This is a genomic window from Burkholderia diffusa, from assembly GCF_001718315.1.
Lineage (GTDB): Bacteria > Pseudomonadota > Gammaproteobacteria > Burkholderiales > Burkholderiaceae > Burkholderia > Burkholderia diffusa_B.
Genome location: NZ_CP013362.1, coordinates 1,898,675 through 1,917,694, shown reverse-complemented (window position 1 = coordinate 1,917,694; position 19,020 = coordinate 1,898,675). Strand labels below are relative to the sequence as shown.

The following is a 19,020-nucleotide window of genomic DNA, read 5'->3' as shown; positions in this document are numbered from 1 at the left end:
CGTCCTCAGGATTGCGGTTTCTCGACGATCACGCGGCGGTTGTCGCGCGCAATGACGCGCATCGGCACGCCTTGCTTGACCAGCGTGTCGTACTGGCCGGGCGGCATGATCGCGAGCGCATGGGTTTCCTGCTTCCAGCGTTCGATCCATTGGTCGACGGTCGGGATCCACTTGTTCGGCTCGACCGAGATCCCGAATGCGAGTTCGTCCTGGCGCTGGACCATGATCGTCGTGTGGCCCACGTAGAACGGGAACGTGTGATCGAGCATCTCGATCGAGTAGAACGGCGTGTCGGGCGGCAGCTTCGCGAGTTCGGCGCGTACGGCGGGTGCGAGCAGCGCGCCCGAGCTGTAGCGGCCGAATTCGTCGTGACCTGTGCCGCCGATCGTGCCGAACGCGAGCCATGCGGCGCCGAACGCGGTGATCGCGGCCGTGACGCCCGCGCGGCGGTTCAGCCATGCGGCCGCGAGCGTGAGCGCACCGGCGACCGCGAGGCCCGCGTACAGCCATAGCTGGAACGCGCGGTACAGCGCGTTCGGCGTGCGGGCGTCGCCCTGATACGCGAGGAAGATGATCCCGAACGCCGCGACGACGAAGAACACGAGATAGCCGAGCAGGTGGCGGCGGAACCGGTCGGCGCTCATCAGCGGCAGGTAGGCGCCGATCATCAGCGCGAGCGCCGGCGCGACCGGCAGCACGTAGGAAATCAGCTTCGAATGCGATGCGCTGAAAAACAGGAAGATGAACGCGCTCCAGATCAGCAGCACGAGCATCGGAGAGAAGCCGTTCGGCTGGCGCGGCATGCGCACTGCATGGCGGATGCTCTGCCACGCGACCGACAGCCACGGCAGGAAGCCGACCAGCAGCACCGGCACGAAATAGTAGAGCGGGCCCGGGCGATTCTGTTCCGGGGTCAGGTACCGGCGGAACTGCTGGACGATGAAGAAGAAGTTGAAGAACTCGGGGTTGCGCTGCTGGACGAGCAAGAACCACGGCGTGACGATCGCGAAGAAGATCACGAGGCCGCTGACCAGGTACAGCCGCTTCCACAGTGCCCAGTCGCGGGCGATCAGCGTATAGAGCACCAGCACGGCGCCGGGCAGAATCAGTCCGACGAGGCCCTTGGACAGCACGGCGAACGCCATCGCGGCCCAGCACGCCCACATCCAGCCGCGCGTCGCGCCTGCCTGCAGGCCCGGCCGCTGCGCGAGCAGCAGCGAGCAGAGCGACAGCGCCATCCAGAACGCGAGCCCCATGTCGAGCGCGTTGAAGTGGCCCATCAGGTTCCAGTACGGCGAGCACGCGAGCACGACGGCCGCGAGGAAACCGGACAGCGGGTTGAACAGGCGCGCGCCCGTGAAGCCGACCAGCAGCACGCCGGCGAAGCTGGCGAGGCCCGTGTAGAAACGCGCCTGCCATTCGCCGATGCCGAACCACGCGAACGTTAGCGCGTTCAGCCAGGTCTGCAGCGGCGGCTTCTCGAAGTACTTGTAGCCGTTGTAGCGCGGCGTGATCCAGTCGCCGGTGACGAACATTTCCCGCGCCATTTCCGCGTAACGGCCTTCGTCGCTCGGGATCAGGTGGCGCAGCCCGAGCGGCGCGAACCATACGATCGCGAGTGCGGCGAGCAGGAGGACGAGCGTAATGCGATTGAGCGGTAGCCTCGACGGCGTATCGTTCATGGATTTTTCAGCCTGTTGGTTGTTGTAAGAGCCGCCGGCGGATTGCCGGTCATCGGCCCGGACGACGATCCGGGGATCGACCCGGCGTGCCGGCCGAAGTTTTACCGCATCGGTGATTAACGTTCAATTAAGAGCGCGGCGGCGACCTTGCGGCCCTCGGCCATCAGGATGTTGTAGGTACGGCAGGCAGCCTGGAAATCCATCGTCTCGACGCCGATCCGCTTGGCCGTGAGCGCGGCCACGAGGCGCGGGTGCGGAAAGCGCAGCCGCGCGCCGCTGCCGAAGATCACCAGTTCGGGGGCGGGGTCGAGCAGCATGGCGAAATGCTCGGGCCCGAGCGCGTCGAATGACGACACGGGCCAGTCGCGCACCGGTGCGCCGGGCAGCACGATGACGCTTCCTTCGTGGCGTTGGAGGTTGACGTCGACATAATCGGGGCCGTAGCCGGTGACGGTGTTGAGCGCGCCGCTCGTGTCCTGGTGCAGTTTCAAATCGGTATTCCGCGGTTCCGTGGAGGGAATGTCTGGCAAGGGCCGCACGGGCCCGGGCGGCCGGTTTCGCGACCGCCGTGCGCGGGACGCCTGACGGCGCGGGCCCGCAGCGGCCATGGTGCATTGCGAAAGTCGGCCAAAATCCGCTAAATTATAACTTTTTGGTCGCCCCCGGGCGCCACTTGCATCGTGCGTCGCCACAAGCCGCGTCCGACCGCCCGCATTTTCCCAGTCTAGACAGCGCGCACAGACCGGCCGCTCTCCAGTTTTGATCCCGTCCCCCGGCCGCAAGGCCAACCCAGGAACCGTGTCGTCGTGAAACCGATTCAGAAGTCGAACAAGCTGCTCAACGTCTGCTACGACATCCGTGGCCCGGTGCTCGAGCACGCGAAGCGCCTCGAGGAAGAAGGCCACCGCATCATCAAGCTGAACATTGGCAACCTCGCGCCGTTCGGTTTCGACGCGCCGGACGAAATCATCCAGGACATGATCCGCAATCTGCCGGCATCGTCCGGCTATTCGGATTCGAAGGGCGTGTTCTCGGCCCGCAAGGCCGTGATGCACTACACGCAGCAAAAGGGCGTCGTCGGCGTCGGTCTCGACGACATCTACATCGGCAACGGTGCGTCCGAGCTGATCGTGATGGCGACCCAGGCGCTCCTGAACGACGGCGACGAAGTGCTGCTGCCGGCGCCCGACTACCCGCTGTGGACGGCCGCCGTGAGTCTGTCGGGCGGCACGCCCGTGCATTACGTGTGCGACGAGCAGAACGCATGGATGCCCGACCTCGACGACATCCGCCGCAAGATCACGCCGAACACCAAGGCGATCGTCGTGATCAACCCGAACAACCCGACCGGCGCGCTTTATTCCGACGAATTGCTGCTCGATCTGCTCGAGATCGCGCGCCAGCACGGGCTGATCGTGTTCGCCGACGAGGTCTACGACAAGATCGTCTACGACGGGCTCGAGCACACGGCGCTGGGCTCGCTGTCGGAAGACGTGATCACCGTCACGTTCAACAGCCTGTCGAAGAGCTATCGCTCGTGCGGCTACCGCGCGGGCTGGATGGCTGTGTCGGGCCTCGGCGGCGACAACCGCCGGCGCGCGAAGGATTACCTGGAAGGGCTCGGGATCCTGTCGTCGATGCGTCTGTGCGCGAACGTGCCCGGGCAGTTCGCGATCCAGACCGCGCTCGGCGGCTACCAGAGCATCAACGAGCTGATCGTGCCGAGCGGGCGCCTGTACAAGCAGCGCGAGCTGGCGTACGACATGCTCACGTCGATTCCGGGCGTGACCTGCGTGAAGCCGCAAGCGGCGCTGTACATGTTCCCGCGCCTCGATCCGAAGCTCTATCCGATCCAGAACGACCAGCAGTTCATCCTCGACCTGTTGCTCGAGGAACGCGTGCTGCTCGTGCAGGGGACGGGCTTCAACTGGGGCGCACCGGATCACTTCCGCGTGGTCTTCCTGCCGAACCTCGACGACCTGACCGATTCGATCAACCGGATCGCGCGCTTCCTCGACGGCTACCGCAAGCGCCATTCGGTCTGAGCGGCACGGTCCCCGGCATTCATTCATTCTTACTCATCGATCACACGCAGCATGGAACCGATCAAAGTTGGCCTGTTGGGCTTCGGCACCGTCGGCAGCGGCACCTTCACGGTGCTGCACCGCAATCAGGAAGAAATCAAGCGACGCGCGGGGCGCGGGATCGAGGTCGCGCGCATTGCGGTGCGCAACCCGGCCAAGGCGCAGGCCGCGCTCGGCGGTAACGCCGGCGCCGCGCAGATCACCGACGATTTCAACGCGGTCGTTGACGATCCGTCGATTTCGATCATCGCCGAGATGATCGGCGGCACGGGCATCGCGCGCGAGCTCGTGCTGCGCGCGATCGCGAACGGCAAGCACGTCGTGACGGCGAACAAGGCGCTGCTCGCGGTGCACGGCACCGAGATCTTCGAGGCCGCGCGCGAGAAGGGCGTAATGGTCGCGTTCGAGGCGGCGGTTGCCGGCGGCATCCCGATCATCAAGGCGTTGCGCGAAGGTCTGACCGCGAACCGCATCCAGTACATCGCGGGCATCATCAACGGCACGACCAACTACATCCTGTCGGAAATGCGCGACCGTGGCCTCGACTTCGCGACCGCGCTGAAGGCCGCGCAGGAGCTCGGTTACGCGGAAGCCGATCCGACCTTCGACATCGAAGGCGTCGATGCCGCGCACAAGGCGACCATCATGAGCGCGATCGCGTTCGGCGTGCCGGTCCAGTTCGACCGCGCATACGTCGAAGGCATCAGCAAGCTCGACGCGACCGACATCCGCTACGCGGAAGAGCTCGGCTACCGGATCAAGCTGCTCGGCATCACGCGCCGTGCCGAAAACGGCATCGAGCTGCGCGTGCATCCGACGCTGATTCCCGAGAAGCGCCTGCTCGCGAACGTCGAGGGTGCGATGAACGCGGTCGTCGTGCACGGCGACGCGGTCGGCACGACGCTGTACTACGGCAAGGGCGCGGGCGCGGAACCGACCGCATCGGCGGTCGTCGCGGATCTCGTCGACGTCACGCGCCTGCACACGGCCGACCCCGAGCATCGCGTGCCGCATCTCGCGTTCCAGCCGGACAGCCTGTCGAACACGCCGATCCTGCCGATCGAGGAAGTGACGAGCGGCTATTACCTGCGCCTGCGCGTGGCCGACCAGACGGGCGTGCTCGCGGACATCACGCGCATTCTCGCCGCGACGGGCATCTCGATCGACGCGCTGCTGCAGAAGGAATCGGAGCAGGTCGACGACGCGAACGGCGAAACCGACATCATCCTGATCACGCATGAGACGCTGGAGAAGCACGTGAACGCGGCGATTGCGCAGATCGAAAGCCTCTCGACGGTGGTCTCGAAGGTGACGAAGCTGCGCATGGAAGCGCTGAACTGAGGACCAGGAACGACATGAACTACATCTCCACGCGCGGCGCCGGCATCGGCGAGCGCCACACGTTCTCCGACATTCTGCTCGGTGGTCTCGCGAAGGACGGCGGGCTGTACCTGCCGGCGGAGTACCCGAAGGTGTCGGCCGACGAACTCGCGCGCTGGCGCACGCTGCCGTATGCGGATCTCGCGTTCGAGATCCTGTCGAAGTTCTGCGACGACGTGCCGGCCGACGACCTGCGCGCGATCACGCGCCGCACGTATACGGCCGCCGTGTACAGCAACACGCGCCATGGCGAGAACGCATCCGACATCACGCCGCTGAAGACGCTCGGCACCGAAAGCGGCGCGCCGATCTCGCTGCTCGAACTGTCGAACGGCCCGACGCTCGCGTTCAAGGACATGGCGATGCAGCTGCTCGGCAACCTGTTCGAGTACACGCTCGCGAAGCACGGCGAAGCGCTGAACATCCTCGGCGCGACGTCGGGCGACACGGGCAGCGCGGCCGAATACGCGATGCGCGGCAAGGCCGGTGTGCGCGTGTTCATGCTGTCGCCGCACAAGAAGATGAGCGCGTTCCAGACCGCCCAGATGTTCAGCCTGCAGGATCCGAACATCTTCAACCTCGCGGTCGAAGGCGTGTTCGACGACTGCCAGGACATCGTGAAGGCCGTGTCCAACGATCACGCGTTCAAGGCGCAGCAGAAGATCGGCACGGTCAACTCGATCAACTGGGCGCGCGTCGTCGCGCAGGTCGTGTACTACTTCAAGGGCTATTTCGCGGCGACGACGTCCAACGACGAACGCGTGTCATTTACGGTGCCGTCGGGCAACTTCGGTAACGTCTGCGCGGGCCACATCGCGCGGATGATGGGCCTGCCGATCGCGAAGCTCGTGGTCGCGACCAACGAGAACGACGTGCTCGACGAGTTCTTTCGCACCGGCGCATATCGCGTGCGCAGCGCGGAAAACACGTATCACACGAGCAGCCCGAGCATGGACATCTCGAAGGCATCGAACTTCGAGCGCTTCGTGTTCGACCTGCTCGGCCGTGATCCGGCCCGCGTGATGCAGCTGTTCCGCGACGTCGAGGAGAAGGGCGGGTTCGATCTCGCGGCGAGCGGCGATTTCGCGCGCGTCGCCGAGTTCGGCTTCGTGTCGGGCCGCAGCAGCCACGCGGATCGCATCGCAACGATCCGCGACGTGTTCTCGCGCTACGACACGATGATCGACACGCACACGGCCGACGGCGTGAAGGTCGCGCGCGAGCATCTCGATGCGGGCGTGCCGATGATCGTCCTCGAGACGGCCCAACCGATCAAGTTCGGCGAGACGATCCGCGAAGCGCTCGATCGCGAGGCCGAGCGGCCGGCTGCATTCGACGGGCTCGAGGCGCTGCCGCAGCGTTTCGAGGTCGTGAAGGCCGATGCGCAGCAGGTGAAGGACTTCATCGCCGCGCATACGGGCGCATAGCGCGGCACCAGGGTAGCGCCGGGCCGCGGGGGCCCAAGCCCGGCGGGACAGGACGGCCGGAATGCCGATTCGTCGCACGGATCGGGGTTCCGGCCGTTTCGCTTGGTGGCGGCCGCGCGGGCGGGTTGCCACATGACGCGCGAAACAAGTGCCAGTGCCGCGCGTTCGTGCCGATCACAGTTGTCGCATGGCCGGCATATCGCGCGTGGGCGCGATGGCGTCGCTACAATGGCGTATTGATTCCAACGATCCCCGATTCCATCGATGTCGAACCCGAATCCCGCGGCGCCGCGCGCGCCGATGCTGTCGACCGCCGAAGCGCTCGCCGCGCTGCTCGAAGCCGCAAAGCCGCTGCCCGGCGCCGAAACCGTCGCGACGCTCGACGGGCTCGGCCGCGTGCTGGCGGCCGACGTGAGCTCGCCGCTCGACGTGCCGCCGATGCATACGAGCGCGATGGACGGCTATGCGGTACGCGTGGCCGACCTGCTGCACGGCGAGCGGCGCCTGCCGGTGTCTCAGCGGATTCCGGCCGGCCACCCGGCCGCGCCGCTCGCGGCGGGTACGGCCGCACGGATCTTCACCGGCGCGACGGTGCCGCCCGGCGCCGATGCCGTCGTGATGCAGGAGCAGACGTCGGCCGACGGCGACGCGGTCGAAATTCTCCACACGCCCAAGGCCGGTGAATGGATCACCGCGCAGGGCGCGGACATCCGCCAGGGTTCGGTGATCCTGCAGGCCGGTACGCGGCTCACGCCGCAGGCGCTCGGGCTGGCCGCGTCGGTCGGCAGTGCGCAGCTGTCGGTCGCGCGGCGGATTCGCGTCGCGGTGTTCTTCACCGGCGACGAACTGACGATGCCGGGCGAGCCGCTGAAGCCTGGCGCGATCTACAATTCGAACCGCTTCACGCTGCGCGGGTTGCTCGAGCGGCTCGGCTGCCACGTGACCGACTACGGGATCGTACCCGACTCGCTCGCGGCGACGCAGGACACGTTGCGCGAGGCCGCGCGCGATCACGACGTAATCCTGACGAGCGGCGGCGTGTCGGTCGGCGACGAGGATCACGTGAAGCCGGCCGTCGAGGCCGAAGGGCGGCTCGCGCTGTGGCAGATCGCGATGAAGCCGGGCAAGCCGCTCGCGTTCGGCGCGGTGCGCCGCGGCGACGCGCGTTCCGACGCCCACTTCATCGGGCTGCCGGGCAATCCCGTGTCGAGCTTCGTCACGTTCCTGCTGTTCGTGCGGCCGTTCCTGCTGCGCCTGTCCGGCGTGCGCGACGTCGCGCCGCGTGCGTTGTCGCTGCGGGCGGATTTCTCGCAAAGCAAGGGCGACCGCCGCAACGAATTCCTGCGCGCGCGTGTCAACGCGGCCGGCGGCCTCGACCTGTTCCCGAACCAGAGCTCGGCGGTGCTGACGTCGACCGTCTGGGGCGACGGCCTGATCGACAATCCGCCGCAGCACGCGATCAGCGCGGGCGAGACCGTGCGTTTCATTCCGTTTTCCGAACTGCTGTCGTAACGCGACGGCTTCCCGACCCATGAAGATTCAACTGAAATTCTTTGCAAGCGTGCGCGAGGCGCTGGGCGTATCCGACGAGCAGGCCGACGTGCCGGACGGCGTGACGACCGTCGGCGACGTGCGTGCATGGCTGCGCCTGCGCGGCGGCGCGTGGGCCGAGACGCTCGCCGAAGGGCGCGCGTTGCGCATGGCATGCAATCACGAGATGACCGACCCCGATACGCGGCTCACCGACGGTTGCGAAGTCGCGTTTTTTCCGCCCGTGACCGGCGGTTGAGAGGCGGGCGATGGCTACGGTACGAGTGCAGACCGACGATTTCGACCTGAACGCCGAGGTGGCGGCGCTGCGCGCGCGCAACCCGAAGATCGGCGCGCTCGCCTGCTTCGTCGGCACCGTGCGCGACCTGAACGAAGGCGATTCGGTTGCCGCGATGGAGCTCGAGCACTATCCGGGGATGACCGAGAAGGCGCTCGAGAAGATCGCCGCCGAGGCCGGCCGGCGCTGGCCCGGGATCGACGTCGCGATCGTCCATCGCGTCGGCCGGCTGCTGCCGCTCGACCAGATCGTGATGGTCGCGACGGTCGCATCGCATCGCGGCGATGCGTTCGCGTCGTGCGAGTTCGTGATGGACTACCTGAAGACCGAGGCGCCGTTCTGGAAGAAGGAAACGACGCCGGACGGGGAGCGCTGGGTCGATGCCCGCAGCACCGACGATGCGGCGCTCGCGCGCTGGGGTGTCGAATCGGGCAACACGCCGCGTTGAGCGCGGTGTTCGTGTCGTGCGGCGATGTGCCGCAGGCGCTCGCGCGGCGGCGCTGCGAGTCGTCGTATCAGGCGTCCGGATCCGTGCCGCGCCCGATGATCTTCGTCGGGAACGGCTCGCCGCGCGCGCGTGACGGCAGCGCATGCGAATCGTCGCCGGTGTCGCGCCGGCGTGGCGCGATCGCGTCGAGCAGCGCCTGCTGCTCGGGTGGAATCTGATAATCCCAGCCGAAGCGGCTCAACTGCAGGCTCTGCGCGATGCGCAGCGCGGGCTCCATGAAGCGGATGGCCGCGGGCGGCGTGTAGCGTCCCTCGACTGTCTTCAGGAACAGCGACAGCCAGCGGCTGAAGTGCGCGGGCTCGATCCCGTCGAGCGGCTGGTGCGCCTGCTGCACGTTGCCGCGATAGCCCTTGGTGCCGAGCACGAGGCTCGACCAGAAGTTCACCATCTTCGGCAGATGGTCGTCCCAGCGGCCGTCCAGCTTCGCGTCGAACACGGGGCCGAGCAGCGGATCGGCGCGCACACGGTCGTAGAACGCGTACACGAGGTCGCGGATGTTGTCTTCTGTCGGTTCGGCGTCGCGAGGGCGGGCCGGGGCGGTATCGGGCGAGGCGGGCAGGGCGGTCATGGCAAAAAGGGCCGGGAAAATCAGGGCGTCGGTGTCGTGCCGGCGGAACGGCAGCGTTGGCAACGCGCAGGACGCCGACAGAATTTTGACGCAAAATAGCGTCCACCAATGCCTGAAAAATGCGTAGATATCATGCATCTTATTGCGCGCAGGCCGTCCCGGCAACCCGGCGCCCTCGAGCGGCCTCGCGAACCGTCGCGGAGCGCGTTCCAGTGACCCGGCCAGCTTGATCGGGGCGCGATCGACCATTTTCCGTATTCGCTCATGAGACTCACCGACTACACCGACTATTCGCTGCGCGTCATGCTGTATCTCGCCGTGCGCGGCGAGGGGCTCGCGACGATCCAGGAGATCTCGGACGCCTACGGCATCTCGAAGAACCATCTGATGAAAGTCGTGCAGCAGCTCGGCGAGCTCGGCTGGGTCGATACCGTCCGCGGCCGCAACGGCGGACTGCGGCTGTTCCGCGAATCGCTGAAGCTGACGGTCGGCCAGGTGGTGCGCGCGACCGAGAACGATTTCGCGCTGGTCGGCTGCTTTACGGCCGACGGCGGCGAGTCGCGAGGCTGCGTGATCGAGCCGCAGTGCCGCCTCAAGGGCGTGCTGGCGGCCGCGCGCGATGCGTTCTTCGCCGAACTCGACCGTCATACGATCGGTGAGCTGGCCGCGCCGGCGTCGCCGCTCGTCGCGCTGCTCGGCATTCGTCCGGTCGCGTTGGTGCGTGCCGAGCCGTCAGCGGATCACGCAGTGGCGACGGTCGAATCGCCGTCGAAGGTCGGCTGACGCGTCCGTACCACCACCGCCATTCGGGCGGGGAGGCGCCTGCGGGCCGTCGCGTCGCCGCACGGCGATTTTTGCGCTGAATCAACCGGAATTTCGCTTGAAACCCGTATAACCATCCTCATCTTGGTGTTAATCGAAAATTGGAGGTCTCGCCAAATGAGAATCGACAAGCTCACCACCAAGTTCCAGGAAGCACTCGCGGACGCGCAAAGCCTCGCGGCAGGCCGCGACAATCAATACATCGAACCCGTTCACGTGCTGGCGGCGCTGGTCGCGCAGCAGGACGGCTCCGCCCGCTCGCTGATGTCGCGCGCAGGCGTTCACGTGCAGGCGCTGCAAGGCGCGCTGAACGAAGCCATTTCGCGCCTGCCGCAAGTCACGGGCACGGGCGGCGACATCCAGATCGGCCGTGAGCTGGCCGGGTTGCTGAACCAGGCCGACAAGGAAGCACAGAAGCTCAACGATACGTTCATCGCGAGCGAAATGTTCCTGCTCGCCGTGTCCGACGACAAGGGCGAAGCCGGCAAGCTCGCCCGTCAGCACGGCCTCACGCGCAAGGCGCTCGAAGCCGCGATCGCCGCGGTGCGCGGCGGCTCGCAGGTGCACAGCCAGGACGCGGAAAGCCAGCGCGAGGCGCTGAAGAAATACACGGTCGACCTGACCGAGCGCGCCCGCGCGGGCAAGCTCGATCCGGTGATCGGCCGCGACGACGAAATCCGTCGTTCGATCCAGATCCTGCAGCGCCGGACCAAGAACAACCCGGTGCTGATCGGCGAGCCGGGCGTTGGCAAAACCGCGATCGTCGAAGGGCTCGCGCAGCGGATCGTCAACGGTGAAGTGCCCGAGACGCTGAAGGGCAAGCGCGTGCTGTCGCTCGACATGGCCGCGCTGCTCGCCGGCGCGAAGTATCGCGGCGAGTTCGAGGAGCGCCTGAAGGCCGTGCTCAACGACATCGCCAAGGACGAAGGCCAGACGATCGTGTTCATCGACGAGATCCACACGATGGTCGGTGCCGGCAAGGCGGAAGGCGCGATGGATGCGGGCAACATGCTGAAGCCGGCGCTGTCGCGCGGCGAGCTGCACTGCATCGGCGCCACTACGCTCGACGAATACCGCAAGTACATCGAGAAGGACGCCGCGCTCGAGCGCCGCTTCCAGAAGGTGCTCGTCGACGAGCCGAGCGTCGAGGCGACGATCGCGATCCTGCGCGGGCTGCAGGAGAAGTACGAACTGCACCACGGCGTCGACATCACCGACCCGGCGATCGTCGCCGCGGCCGAGCTGTCGCACCGCTACATCACCGATCGTTTCCTGCCGGACAAGGCGATCGACCTGATCGACGAGGCTGCGTCGAAGATCAAGATGGAAATCGATTCGAAGCCCGAAGAGATGGACAAGCTCGATCGCCGACTGATCCAGCTGAAGATCGAACGCGAGGCCGTGAAGAAGGAGCAGGACGAGGCGTCGCAAAAGCGCCTGCAGCTGATCGAGGAAGAGATCGAACGCCTCGGCCGCGAATATGCGGACCTGGAAGAGATCTGGACCGCCGAGAAGGCGGCGGTGCAGGGCAGCGCGCAGTTGAAGGAAGAGATCGAGAAGGTGCGGGCCGACATCGCGCGTCTGCAGCGTGAAGGCAAGCTGGAGAAGGTCGCCGAGCTGCAGTACGGCAAGCTGCCGCAACTCGAGTCGCAACTGAAGCAGGTCACGCAGGCCGAAGAGCAGGAGCAGCACAACCCGACGCGTCCGCGTCTGCTGCGCACGCAGGTCGGAGCGGAAGAAATCGCGGAAGTCGTGTCGCGCGCAACCGGGATTCCGGTGTCGCGGATGATGCAGGGCGAACGCGAGAAGCTGCTGCACATCGAGGAAAAGCTGCACGAGCGCGTGGTCGGGCAGGATGAGGCGATCAGCGCGGTGGCGGACGCGATCCGTCGTTCGCGCGCCGGTCTCGCCGATCCGAACCGCCCGTACGGCTCGTTCCTGTTCCTCGGCCCGACGGGCGTCGGCAAGACCGAGCTGTGCAAGGCGCTGGCATCGTTCCTGTTCGATTCGGAAGAGCACCTGATCCGCATCGACATGAGCGAGTTCATGGAGAAGCACAGCGTCGCGCGGCTGATCGGCGCGCCGCCGGGTTATGTCGGCTACGAGGAAGGCGGCTACCTGACGGAAGCCGTGCGCCGCAAGCCGTACAGCGTGATCCTGCTCGACGAGATCGAGAAGGCGCACCCGGACGTGTTCAACGTGCTGCTGCAAGTGCTCGACGACGGCCGCATGACCGACGGGCAGGGGCGTACGGTCGACTTCAAGAACACGGTGATCGTGATGACGTCGAACCTCGGCTCGCAGGTGATCCAGGCCATGACGGGTTCACCGCAGGAAGAGATCAAGGACGCCGTGTGGCTCGAAGTGAAGCAGCACTTCCGCCCCGAGTTCCTGAACCGGATCGACGACGTCGTCGTGTTCCATGCGCTCGATCGCAGCAACATCGAATCGATCGCGAAGATCCAGCTCGCGCGCCTGCACGACCGGCTGGCGAAGCTCGACATGGCGCTCGACGTGTCGCCGGCGGCGCTGGAACAGATCGCGAAGGTCGGCTACGATCCGCTGTTCGGCGCGCGACCGCTGAAGCGTGCGATTCAGCAGGAGATCGAGAACCCGGTCGCGAAGCTGATCCTCGCGGGCCGCTTCGGTCCGAAGGACGTGATCCCGGTCGACGTCAACGACGGCAGGTTCGTGTTCGACCGCGTCGTGCACTGATCGCCGGTGATCGGCAGTACGCCCGGTTCGCGCCGGGCGCGCAAAAACAAACACCCCGCTCAGGCGGGGTGTTTGCATGTGGGGCGGCCGAAACCGTCGTCGCGGCCGTCAGGCCGCGCGGTGCGGGCTCAGGCCTGCTTGCTGCCGCCGAACATGCCGGCGAGCTGCGTAAGCGTGCCGAGCACGTTCGACGTGTCGACCTGACCGCCGGCCGGCACTTCGCCGTTCGGCGTCGCGCCGTTGACGACGTGGGGCAGCACCTGCGCGAGGATCGACGATGCCTGGGACGGGTCGATGCCGACCTTGCTGGCCAGCGAGCCGACGACGTCGGAACCGAGCACGTTCTGCAGCGTGTCCGGCGAGATCGGCTGGTTTTCGCCGTTGCCGACCCACGAGCCGATGATGTCGCCGGCGCCGCCGGCCTTGAACTTTTCGATCAGCCCGTTCAGACCGCCCGGCTGGTTATTGATGAATTCGAGCGCGGTCGTGATGAGCGCGCTTTGCGAGTTGCCGCCGGCCTGGCCGCCGATCAGACCGCCGACGATGTCGAGGAGACCCATGGTTCTTCACCTTTACTGAAAAGGGCGCCGCAACGACGGCGCCCGTTGATCGAATGCCGCGCGCACGCGACTCGCGCGCGCGGCGCACATCAGGCGCCCGACGCCGCGGCGGCGGAGGCGGCCTTGTCCTTCTTGCCCTTCTTCTTCGAACCCTTCGTCGCCTTCGTGGACGACGCTGCGGCCGGCGCGCTCGCGCCCGCATCGGCGGATGCCGCTGCAGCCGCGGCCGCCTTTTCCTTCTTCGACGCGCGCTTGCTCTTGGCCGGCTTCGACGCCGCTTCCGGCGCGCTGGCGGCAGGGGCCGGGGCCGGCGTTGCGGCCGTCGGCGTCGCAGCGGTGCCTGCCGACGTCGTCGCCGACGTGGTTGCGGACGCCGTCGCGGCCGGCTTCGACAGCTTCACGCCCTTCGGCGGCGTCGACGAACCGCCGATCGTCAGGCCGTTTTCCTCGAGATGCCCGACCGACTTCGTACCGAGCCCCTTCACGCGGTTCGCAAGATCGTCCGCGTCCTTGAACGGGCCGTTCTTGGTGCGCTCGTCGATGATCGCCTTCGACTTCACGGGCCCGAGGCCCTTCACCGATTCGAGCGCGGCCTGGTCGGCCGTGTTGACTTCCACGGCCGCGGCAAGGCCGGCGGCAAGCGACAGCGACAGCGCGACGAACAGCATCAGCAGCTTTTTCAGCATGGCAAAGGCTCCCTGGTTCTGACGGATGAATGGCTGTTGCAACGGACGGCACGGCGAGACCTGGCCGGGCGTCGCCGTTAAGCATAGGACAAATGCGTGCCCTTTTTAAGACAGGCTGACTGAATCTTGCTGAAGGCTTGCGGTGCTGTAAAGGCCGAAATCCGCGCCGGGCGCCGATTTTGACCATTGTTTACGGTGTCGCCGGGGGCGAGCGGATCGTCGTCGCGCTGGCCGTGCGATCACGCTTGACTTAGAGTGAACTCTAACTCCTAACCTTGTTCCTGCCATGTCGAAAACCGTATCCCAACCTTCCGCCGCCGGTCCGCTGACGATCGGGCAAGTCGCCGAACTGACCGGCGTGTCGACGCACACGCTGCGGTATTACGAGCAGGCTGGCCTGCTGCGCGCGATTTCGCGCACCGCGGCCGGGCACCGGCTCTATGCGCCGGCCGACCTTGACTGGCTTGCCTTCGTGATGCGCCTGAAGGCGACCGGCATGCCGATCGCGCAGATGCAGGCGTTCGCGGTGTTGCGCGAGCAGGGCGAGTCGACGTTCGGCGCGCGGCGCGACTTGCTGGTCGCGCATCGCGACGCGGTGCGTGCGCATATCGCTGAGCTGCTGGCGAACCTCGATGCGATCGGCGACAAGATCGCGTACTACGAGGCGCAGGAACGGGAAACGGAACGACGGGCGAAACCTTCTCTCTCTTTATCGGAACAGGACGGACACGATGGAACGACTCGTTGAGGATCGCTACACGCGCGGCTGGAACAAACTGAAGGAAATCGACGGCGAAGTGGGCGAACGCGTGATCTCGGCGCTTGCGCCGATCGCACCGGACTTCGCGCGGCTCTTGGTCGAATTCAGCTTCGGCGACATCTACAGCCGGCCGCAGCTCGACCTGAAAGCGCGCGAAATCGCGACGATCGCGGCGCTGGCCGCGCTCGGCAACGCGCAGCCGCAACTGAAGGTGCATATCGAGGCCGCGCTGAACGTCGGCTGCACGCGCGACGAGATCGTCGAGGTGTTCATGCAGATGGCCGTGTATGCGGGGATGCCGGCCGCGCTGAACGCATTGTTTGCCGCGCACGAGGTGTTTAAGCGGCGCGACGAAGCGGCCGGCGTGACGGACGCTGCGAACGAAGCGGCGGGGCAGCCCGCATGACGGAGCGTGCGCCCGCGCGTCACGCGCGGTGCGGCGCGACGATCCGGTGTTTCGCGATCCGCCGGTACAGCGTCGCGCGCGAGATGCCGAGTGCCTGCGCAGCCGCGTCGGGTCGCCAGCGATGCGCGGTGAGGGCCGCGACGATGCGGCCGCGTTCGTCGTCCGGCAGCGCGCCGGCCGGACCAGCACCGAGCCGCGCGGCGAGATCGGGCGGCAGGTCGCGCCGCGTCACGCGCGCGGCGTCGCACACCGCGCACGCATAGCGCAGCGCGTTGCGAAGCTGCCGCACGTTGCCGGGCCACGGATACGCGGCGAGCTGCTCGGCGAGCGACGCATCAAGCGTAAGCACGTGGCCGGTCGCCTGCGCTTCCTCGGCGAATACCGCGGCGATCACGTCGCGCACGTCCGCGCGCTCGCGCAGCGGCGGCAATTCGAACGTCGCGCCGCTCAGCCGGTAATACAGATCCTCGCGGAACGTGCCGTCGCCGACCATCCCCGCGAGATCGCGGTGCGTCGCGCAGATCACGTCGAGATCGACGCGCACGGGCGTATCGCTGCCTAGCGGCACGACCTCGCCATCGGCGAGCACGCGCAGCAGGCGCGTCTGGAGCGTAAGCGGCATGTCGCCGATTTCGTCGAGGAACAGCGTGCCGCCGTCGGCGAGCGCGATCTTGCCGCGTGCGCCATGCTTGCGCGCGCCGGTGAACGCGCCGGCCGCATAACCGAACAGCTCGCTTTCGATCAGCGCCTCGGGCAGCGCGCCGCAGTTGACCGCGACGAACGGCCGTGCGCGTCGCGCACCGGCGTCGTGGATGGCCCGGGCGAATACTTCTTTTCCCGCGCCGGTTTCACCCAGCACGAGAATCGGCAGCCGCTTGCTCGCGACACGCAGTGCGAGCTCGGCCTGTTGAGCGACGCGCGCGTCGCTGCTGTGCAGGAACGGCGTCAGCGCGCCGACGTGGCGCTGCGCGGTGCCGGGGCGGCGCGATGCCGTGCCGGTTTCACGGCCGGCGCGCCGTAGCGGCGCGCGCAGCCGCGCATAGAGCGGGGCGCCGGTCGCGCGCAGCCGCAGCGCGACGATCGCGTCGAGCCGCGCGGCGTCGCGCAGCGGCATCTCGGTTGCGTCGAAGATCTCGTCGATATGGCGCGGTTCGCGCAGCGCCGGCAGCGCGTCGCGCGCCTGCCGGTTCGCGGCGACGATGTTGCCGCATTCGTCGAATGCAATCAGCCATTCGGGCTGCGCCTCGACGTAGTGACGATTCGGATGCCCGAACAATATCCAGTGCTGTGCGGTGCTGTGTACGAAATAGCCGTCCTCGATCAGCGCCGCGCTCTGCCGAACGAGCTGGTACACGAGACGCTGGCTGTCGCGGCCGTCAGGCGACTGGACGGCCGACGCGTCGAGCACGCCGATGAGTTCGCCGCCCGGCGCGAAGATCGGGGCTGCACTGCACGTGAGGGTGGTGAACGCTGCGCGGAAATGGTCGGTCTTGTGCACGGTAATCGGCGCGAGATCGGTCAGCACGCTCGCGACCCCGCAAGTGCCTTCCTCGCTTTCCGACCAGCACGAGCCGATGTGCAGCCCCGCATGACGGAAGTCGTTGCGGCGTTCGCGGTCGATCCGGTAGTCGATCGTCACGCCGTGCGCGTCGGTCAGCATCACACAGTAATCGGCGACGCGAATCATGTCGTGCAGGCGCGTGAGGCACTGGCCCGATGCGCGCAGGAAGGCTTCTTCCTTGTCGCGCACCTCGCGCAGCTCGGCCGCGGTCAGCACGCGCGGGCCGATCGACGACGCGGGGTCGAGCGCGTAGCGCTCGAGCGAGCGCTGCCACGACGACACGAGACGCGCGGAATCGGCCGGCGCGGGCAGGCGCCCGGCGAGCGCGCCGAGCACACGATCGGCGTGCTGGGCCTGGGGGACGGCATAGGGCATGGTCGGCTCCGGTTCCGTACGGCGGGGAATTCGATGTTCTTGTAGCACATCCGCCTGCGCGGATCACATTGCATCGCAGCACGCGCGCGGCGTGAGACGTTCGTCTCAGCGGCATCTCAGCCAGTCTCGCGACGCTGAGACGCACGGGCCTGCCGCGCGTGCCGGTGGCCAACGTCATGGCATTGGGCGCTGCGGCACGATACGCGCGGCTTGCCGGCCGAAGCGCAATCCGGATGAAGGTGCCGAAACCGTCGCACTTGGAGTTCGACGGCGTGAGACGCACGGGCGATTTCGCGGGGCTTCGGACTGCCGCGCCAGCGGCCGGCAATGGGCGGCATCGCCGCCGAGCCAGTCTGCAAGCGGGTTCCACGATCGTTGCCCGCACGGTGGCACGCCGCTTGCAGATGTCATGGCAAGCCCGGCGCGGTTGCGTCGGCGACGATGATCCGCTGCCCTCGACGACGGCGGACGACACAAGCAGGGCCGGCGCGAGCGCCGGTCCACTGGATGGAGACAAGCCCGTGACGACGCCCGTGACCGTCGGTGTGATCGCGAACCCCGCATCGGGGCGCGACATTCGCCGCCTGACGACGCATGCATCCGTGTTCCCAACGGCGGAAAAGGCCAACATGGTCGTGCGCCTGCTCGCCGGCCTGGGCGCGATGGGCGTCGAGCGCGTGCTGACCTTGCGCGACAAGACGGGCATCGCGACGCTGCTGATGCGTGCGCTCGATACGCATCGCGCGGTCGCGCCGCACGAACGCTGGCCCGACGTCGAATTCGTCGACCTGCCGATCTCCGATACCGTCGCCGACACGCATGCCGGCGCCGCGTACATGCGCCGGATGGAAGTCGCGCTGATCGTCGTGCTCGGCGGCGACGGCACCCATCGCGCGGTCGCCGCGCATTGCGGCTCGACGCCGCTCGTCGCGCTGTCCACCGGCACCAACAATGCGTTTCCCGAACATCGCGAGGCGACCGTCGCGGGCGTCGCGGCCGGACTCGCCGCGACCGGCGCCGTGCCGGCCGAGGTCGCGTTCGCGCGCAACAAGCGACTCGTCGTGCGCTGCGCGGCGGGCGCGAACGCGGGGCGCGAGGAGATCGCGCTCGTCGACGTGTGCGCGGCCCGCCAGCGCTTCATCGGCGCGCGTGCGATCTCGGGGCCCGACGACATCGACACGCTCTATCTGACTTTTGCGGAGCCGGACGGCATCGGGCTGTCCGCGCTCGGCGGCGCGTGGGCGCCGCTCGAGCGCAGCGCGCCGCACGGACTCGCGATGCGTTTCGCCGTCGACGGCAACGCCGCCGGCACGCCGCTCGTCGCACCGATCGCACCCGGCCGCGTCGATCGCGTCGTGATGCGCAGCTGCGAGCGGCTCGAGCCGGGCGCGTGGCAGACGATCCCGTTCGAGCAGGGCACGCTCGCGTTCGATGGCGAGCGCGAGATCGAGGTCGCGCGCGGCGAGCGCTACGAGATCGCGCTCGACTGGCGCGGGCCGCTCACGGTCGATGTCGGCCGCACGCTGCGTTACGCGTCGTCGCGGCAGGTGTTGCGCGACGCCGGCGCGTGGCGCGGCTGACGGCGGCGTCACGTTTCACCGACGGCCGCGGCCGTCGTGCAATCCGTCGCCGGGGCGTTGCCGCGGCGGCATTCGCAG

At 67.4% G+C, this 19,020-nt stretch carries 17 protein-coding genes; 11 read left to right on the top strand and 6 right to left on the bottom strand.

Going from position 1 to position 19,020, the window contains the following annotated elements:
* Positions 1–5 precede the first annotated feature (5 nt).
* Positions 6–1,682 carry a glycosyltransferase family 39 protein gene (locus WI26_RS08815; protein WP_069225767.1) on the bottom strand — a complete coding sequence of 559 codons (1,677 nt, stop codon included), beginning with the start codon at positions 1,680–1,682 and terminating at the stop codon, positions 6–8.
* 116 nt (positions 1,683–1,798) lie between these two features.
* The gene (locus WI26_RS08810; protein WP_069225766.1) at positions 1,799–2,173 is read right to left on the bottom strand and encodes an Mth938-like domain-containing protein; all 375 of its coding nucleotides are present in this window, start codon (positions 2,171–2,173) and stop codon (positions 1,799–1,801) included.
* Positions 2,174–2,488: 315 nt separating this feature from the next.
* Here WI26_RS08810 and WI26_RS08805 point away from each other — a divergent pair, with 315 nt between their 5' ends.
* From WI26_RS08805 to WI26_RS08780, 6 genes are all read left to right on the top strand, one after another.
* Positions 2,489–3,727: a pyridoxal phosphate-dependent aminotransferase gene (locus WI26_RS08805; protein ID WP_059464375.1), complete on the top strand. Its 1,239-nt coding sequence runs from the start codon at positions 2,489–2,491 to the stop codon at positions 3,725–3,727.
* 51 nt (positions 3,728–3,778) lie between these two features.
* Entirely contained in the window at positions 3,779–5,107 is a 1,329-nt protein-coding gene (locus WI26_RS08800) for a homoserine dehydrogenase (RefSeq protein WP_059464376.1), read from the top strand.
* A gap of 14 nt (positions 5,108–5,121) precedes the next feature.
* Positions 5,122–6,573, top strand: coding sequence for a threonine synthase (thrC, locus tag WI26_RS08795; protein WP_069225765.1), 1,452 nt, complete (start codon positions 5,122–5,124; stop codon positions 6,571–6,573).
* Between the two features lie 264 nt (positions 6,574–6,837).
* Positions 6,838–8,085: a gephyrin-like molybdotransferase Glp gene (gene glp, locus WI26_RS08790; protein ID WP_069225764.1), complete on the top strand. Its 1,248-nt coding sequence runs from the start codon at positions 6,838–6,840 to the stop codon at positions 8,083–8,085.
* A 19-nt stretch (positions 8,086–8,104) separates the two neighbouring features.
* Complete coding sequence (gene moaD / locus WI26_RS08785) at positions 8,105–8,362, top strand: molybdopterin converting factor subunit 1 (protein ID WP_006758354.1); 258 nt, start codon at positions 8,105–8,107, stop codon at positions 8,360–8,362.
* 10 nt (positions 8,363–8,372) lie between these two features.
* Positions 8,373–8,849, top strand: coding sequence for a molybdenum cofactor biosynthesis protein MoaE (locus tag WI26_RS08780; RefSeq protein WP_059464379.1), 477 nt, complete (start codon positions 8,373–8,375; stop codon positions 8,847–8,849).
* A gap of 67 nt (positions 8,850–8,916) precedes the next feature.
* Here WI26_RS08780 and WI26_RS08775 read toward each other — a convergent pair whose 3' ends face one another.
* Positions 8,917–9,477, bottom strand: a complete 561-nt coding sequence (locus WI26_RS08775; protein WP_059595186.1) for a group III truncated hemoglobin — start codon at positions 9,475–9,477, stop codon at positions 8,917–8,919.
* Between the two features lie 264 nt (positions 9,478–9,741).
* Here WI26_RS08775 and WI26_RS08770 point away from each other — a divergent pair, with 264 nt between their 5' ends.
* Positions 9,742–10,260 (top strand): Rrf2 family transcriptional regulator, encoded by a 519-nt coding sequence (locus WI26_RS08770; protein WP_059464381.1) that lies wholly within the window; start codon positions 9,742–9,744, stop codon positions 10,258–10,260.
* Between the two features lie 156 nt (positions 10,261–10,416).
* Positions 10,417–13,014 (top strand): ATP-dependent chaperone ClpB, encoded by a 2,598-nt coding sequence (gene clpB, locus WI26_RS08765; RefSeq protein ID WP_059464382.1) that lies wholly within the window; start codon positions 10,417–10,419, stop codon positions 13,012–13,014.
* A gap of 128 nt (positions 13,015–13,142) precedes the next feature.
* Here clpB and WI26_RS08760 read toward each other — a convergent pair whose 3' ends face one another.
* Both WI26_RS08760 and WI26_RS08755 read right to left on the bottom strand, forming a co-directional pair.
* A complete protein-coding gene (locus tag WI26_RS08760; RefSeq protein ID WP_069225763.1) occupies positions 13,143–13,574 on the bottom strand; it encodes a YidB family protein in 432 nt (143 codons plus the stop codon).
* A gap of 89 nt (positions 13,575–13,663) precedes the next feature.
* Positions 13,664–14,260 (bottom strand): ComEA family DNA-binding protein, encoded by a 597-nt coding sequence (locus WI26_RS08755; RefSeq protein WP_069225762.1) that lies wholly within the window; start codon positions 14,258–14,260, stop codon positions 13,664–13,666.
* Between the two features lie 286 nt (positions 14,261–14,546).
* Between WI26_RS08755 and WI26_RS08750 the strand changes: the two genes are divergently transcribed.
* On the top strand, positions 14,547–15,008 hold the full coding sequence (locus WI26_RS08750) for a MerR family transcriptional regulator (RefSeq protein WP_059538103.1): 462 nt from the start codon (positions 14,547–14,549) through the stop codon (positions 15,006–15,008).
* Positions 14,992–15,426, top strand: coding sequence for a carboxymuconolactone decarboxylase family protein (locus WI26_RS08745; protein WP_069225761.1), 435 nt, complete (start codon positions 14,992–14,994; stop codon positions 15,424–15,426). The genes WI26_RS08750 and WI26_RS08745 overlap by 17 nt, the downstream gene beginning before the upstream one ends.
* A 19-nt stretch (positions 15,427–15,445) precedes the next feature.
* Here the strand turns inward: WI26_RS08745 and WI26_RS08740 are convergent, their stop codons facing one another.
* The gene (locus WI26_RS08740; RefSeq protein WP_069225760.1) at positions 15,446–17,362 is read right to left on the bottom strand and encodes a sigma-54-dependent Fis family transcriptional regulator; all 1,917 of its coding nucleotides are present in this window, start codon (positions 17,360–17,362) and stop codon (positions 15,446–15,448) included.
* A gap of 521 nt (positions 17,363–17,883) precedes the next feature.
* Here WI26_RS08740 and WI26_RS08735 point away from each other — a divergent pair.
* Positions 17,884–18,942 carry an ATP-NAD kinase family protein gene (locus WI26_RS08735; protein WP_069226388.1) on the top strand — a complete coding sequence of 353 codons (1,059 nt, stop codon included), beginning with the start codon at positions 17,884–17,886 and terminating at the stop codon, positions 18,940–18,942.
* Positions 18,943–19,020: the final 78 nt, after the last annotated feature.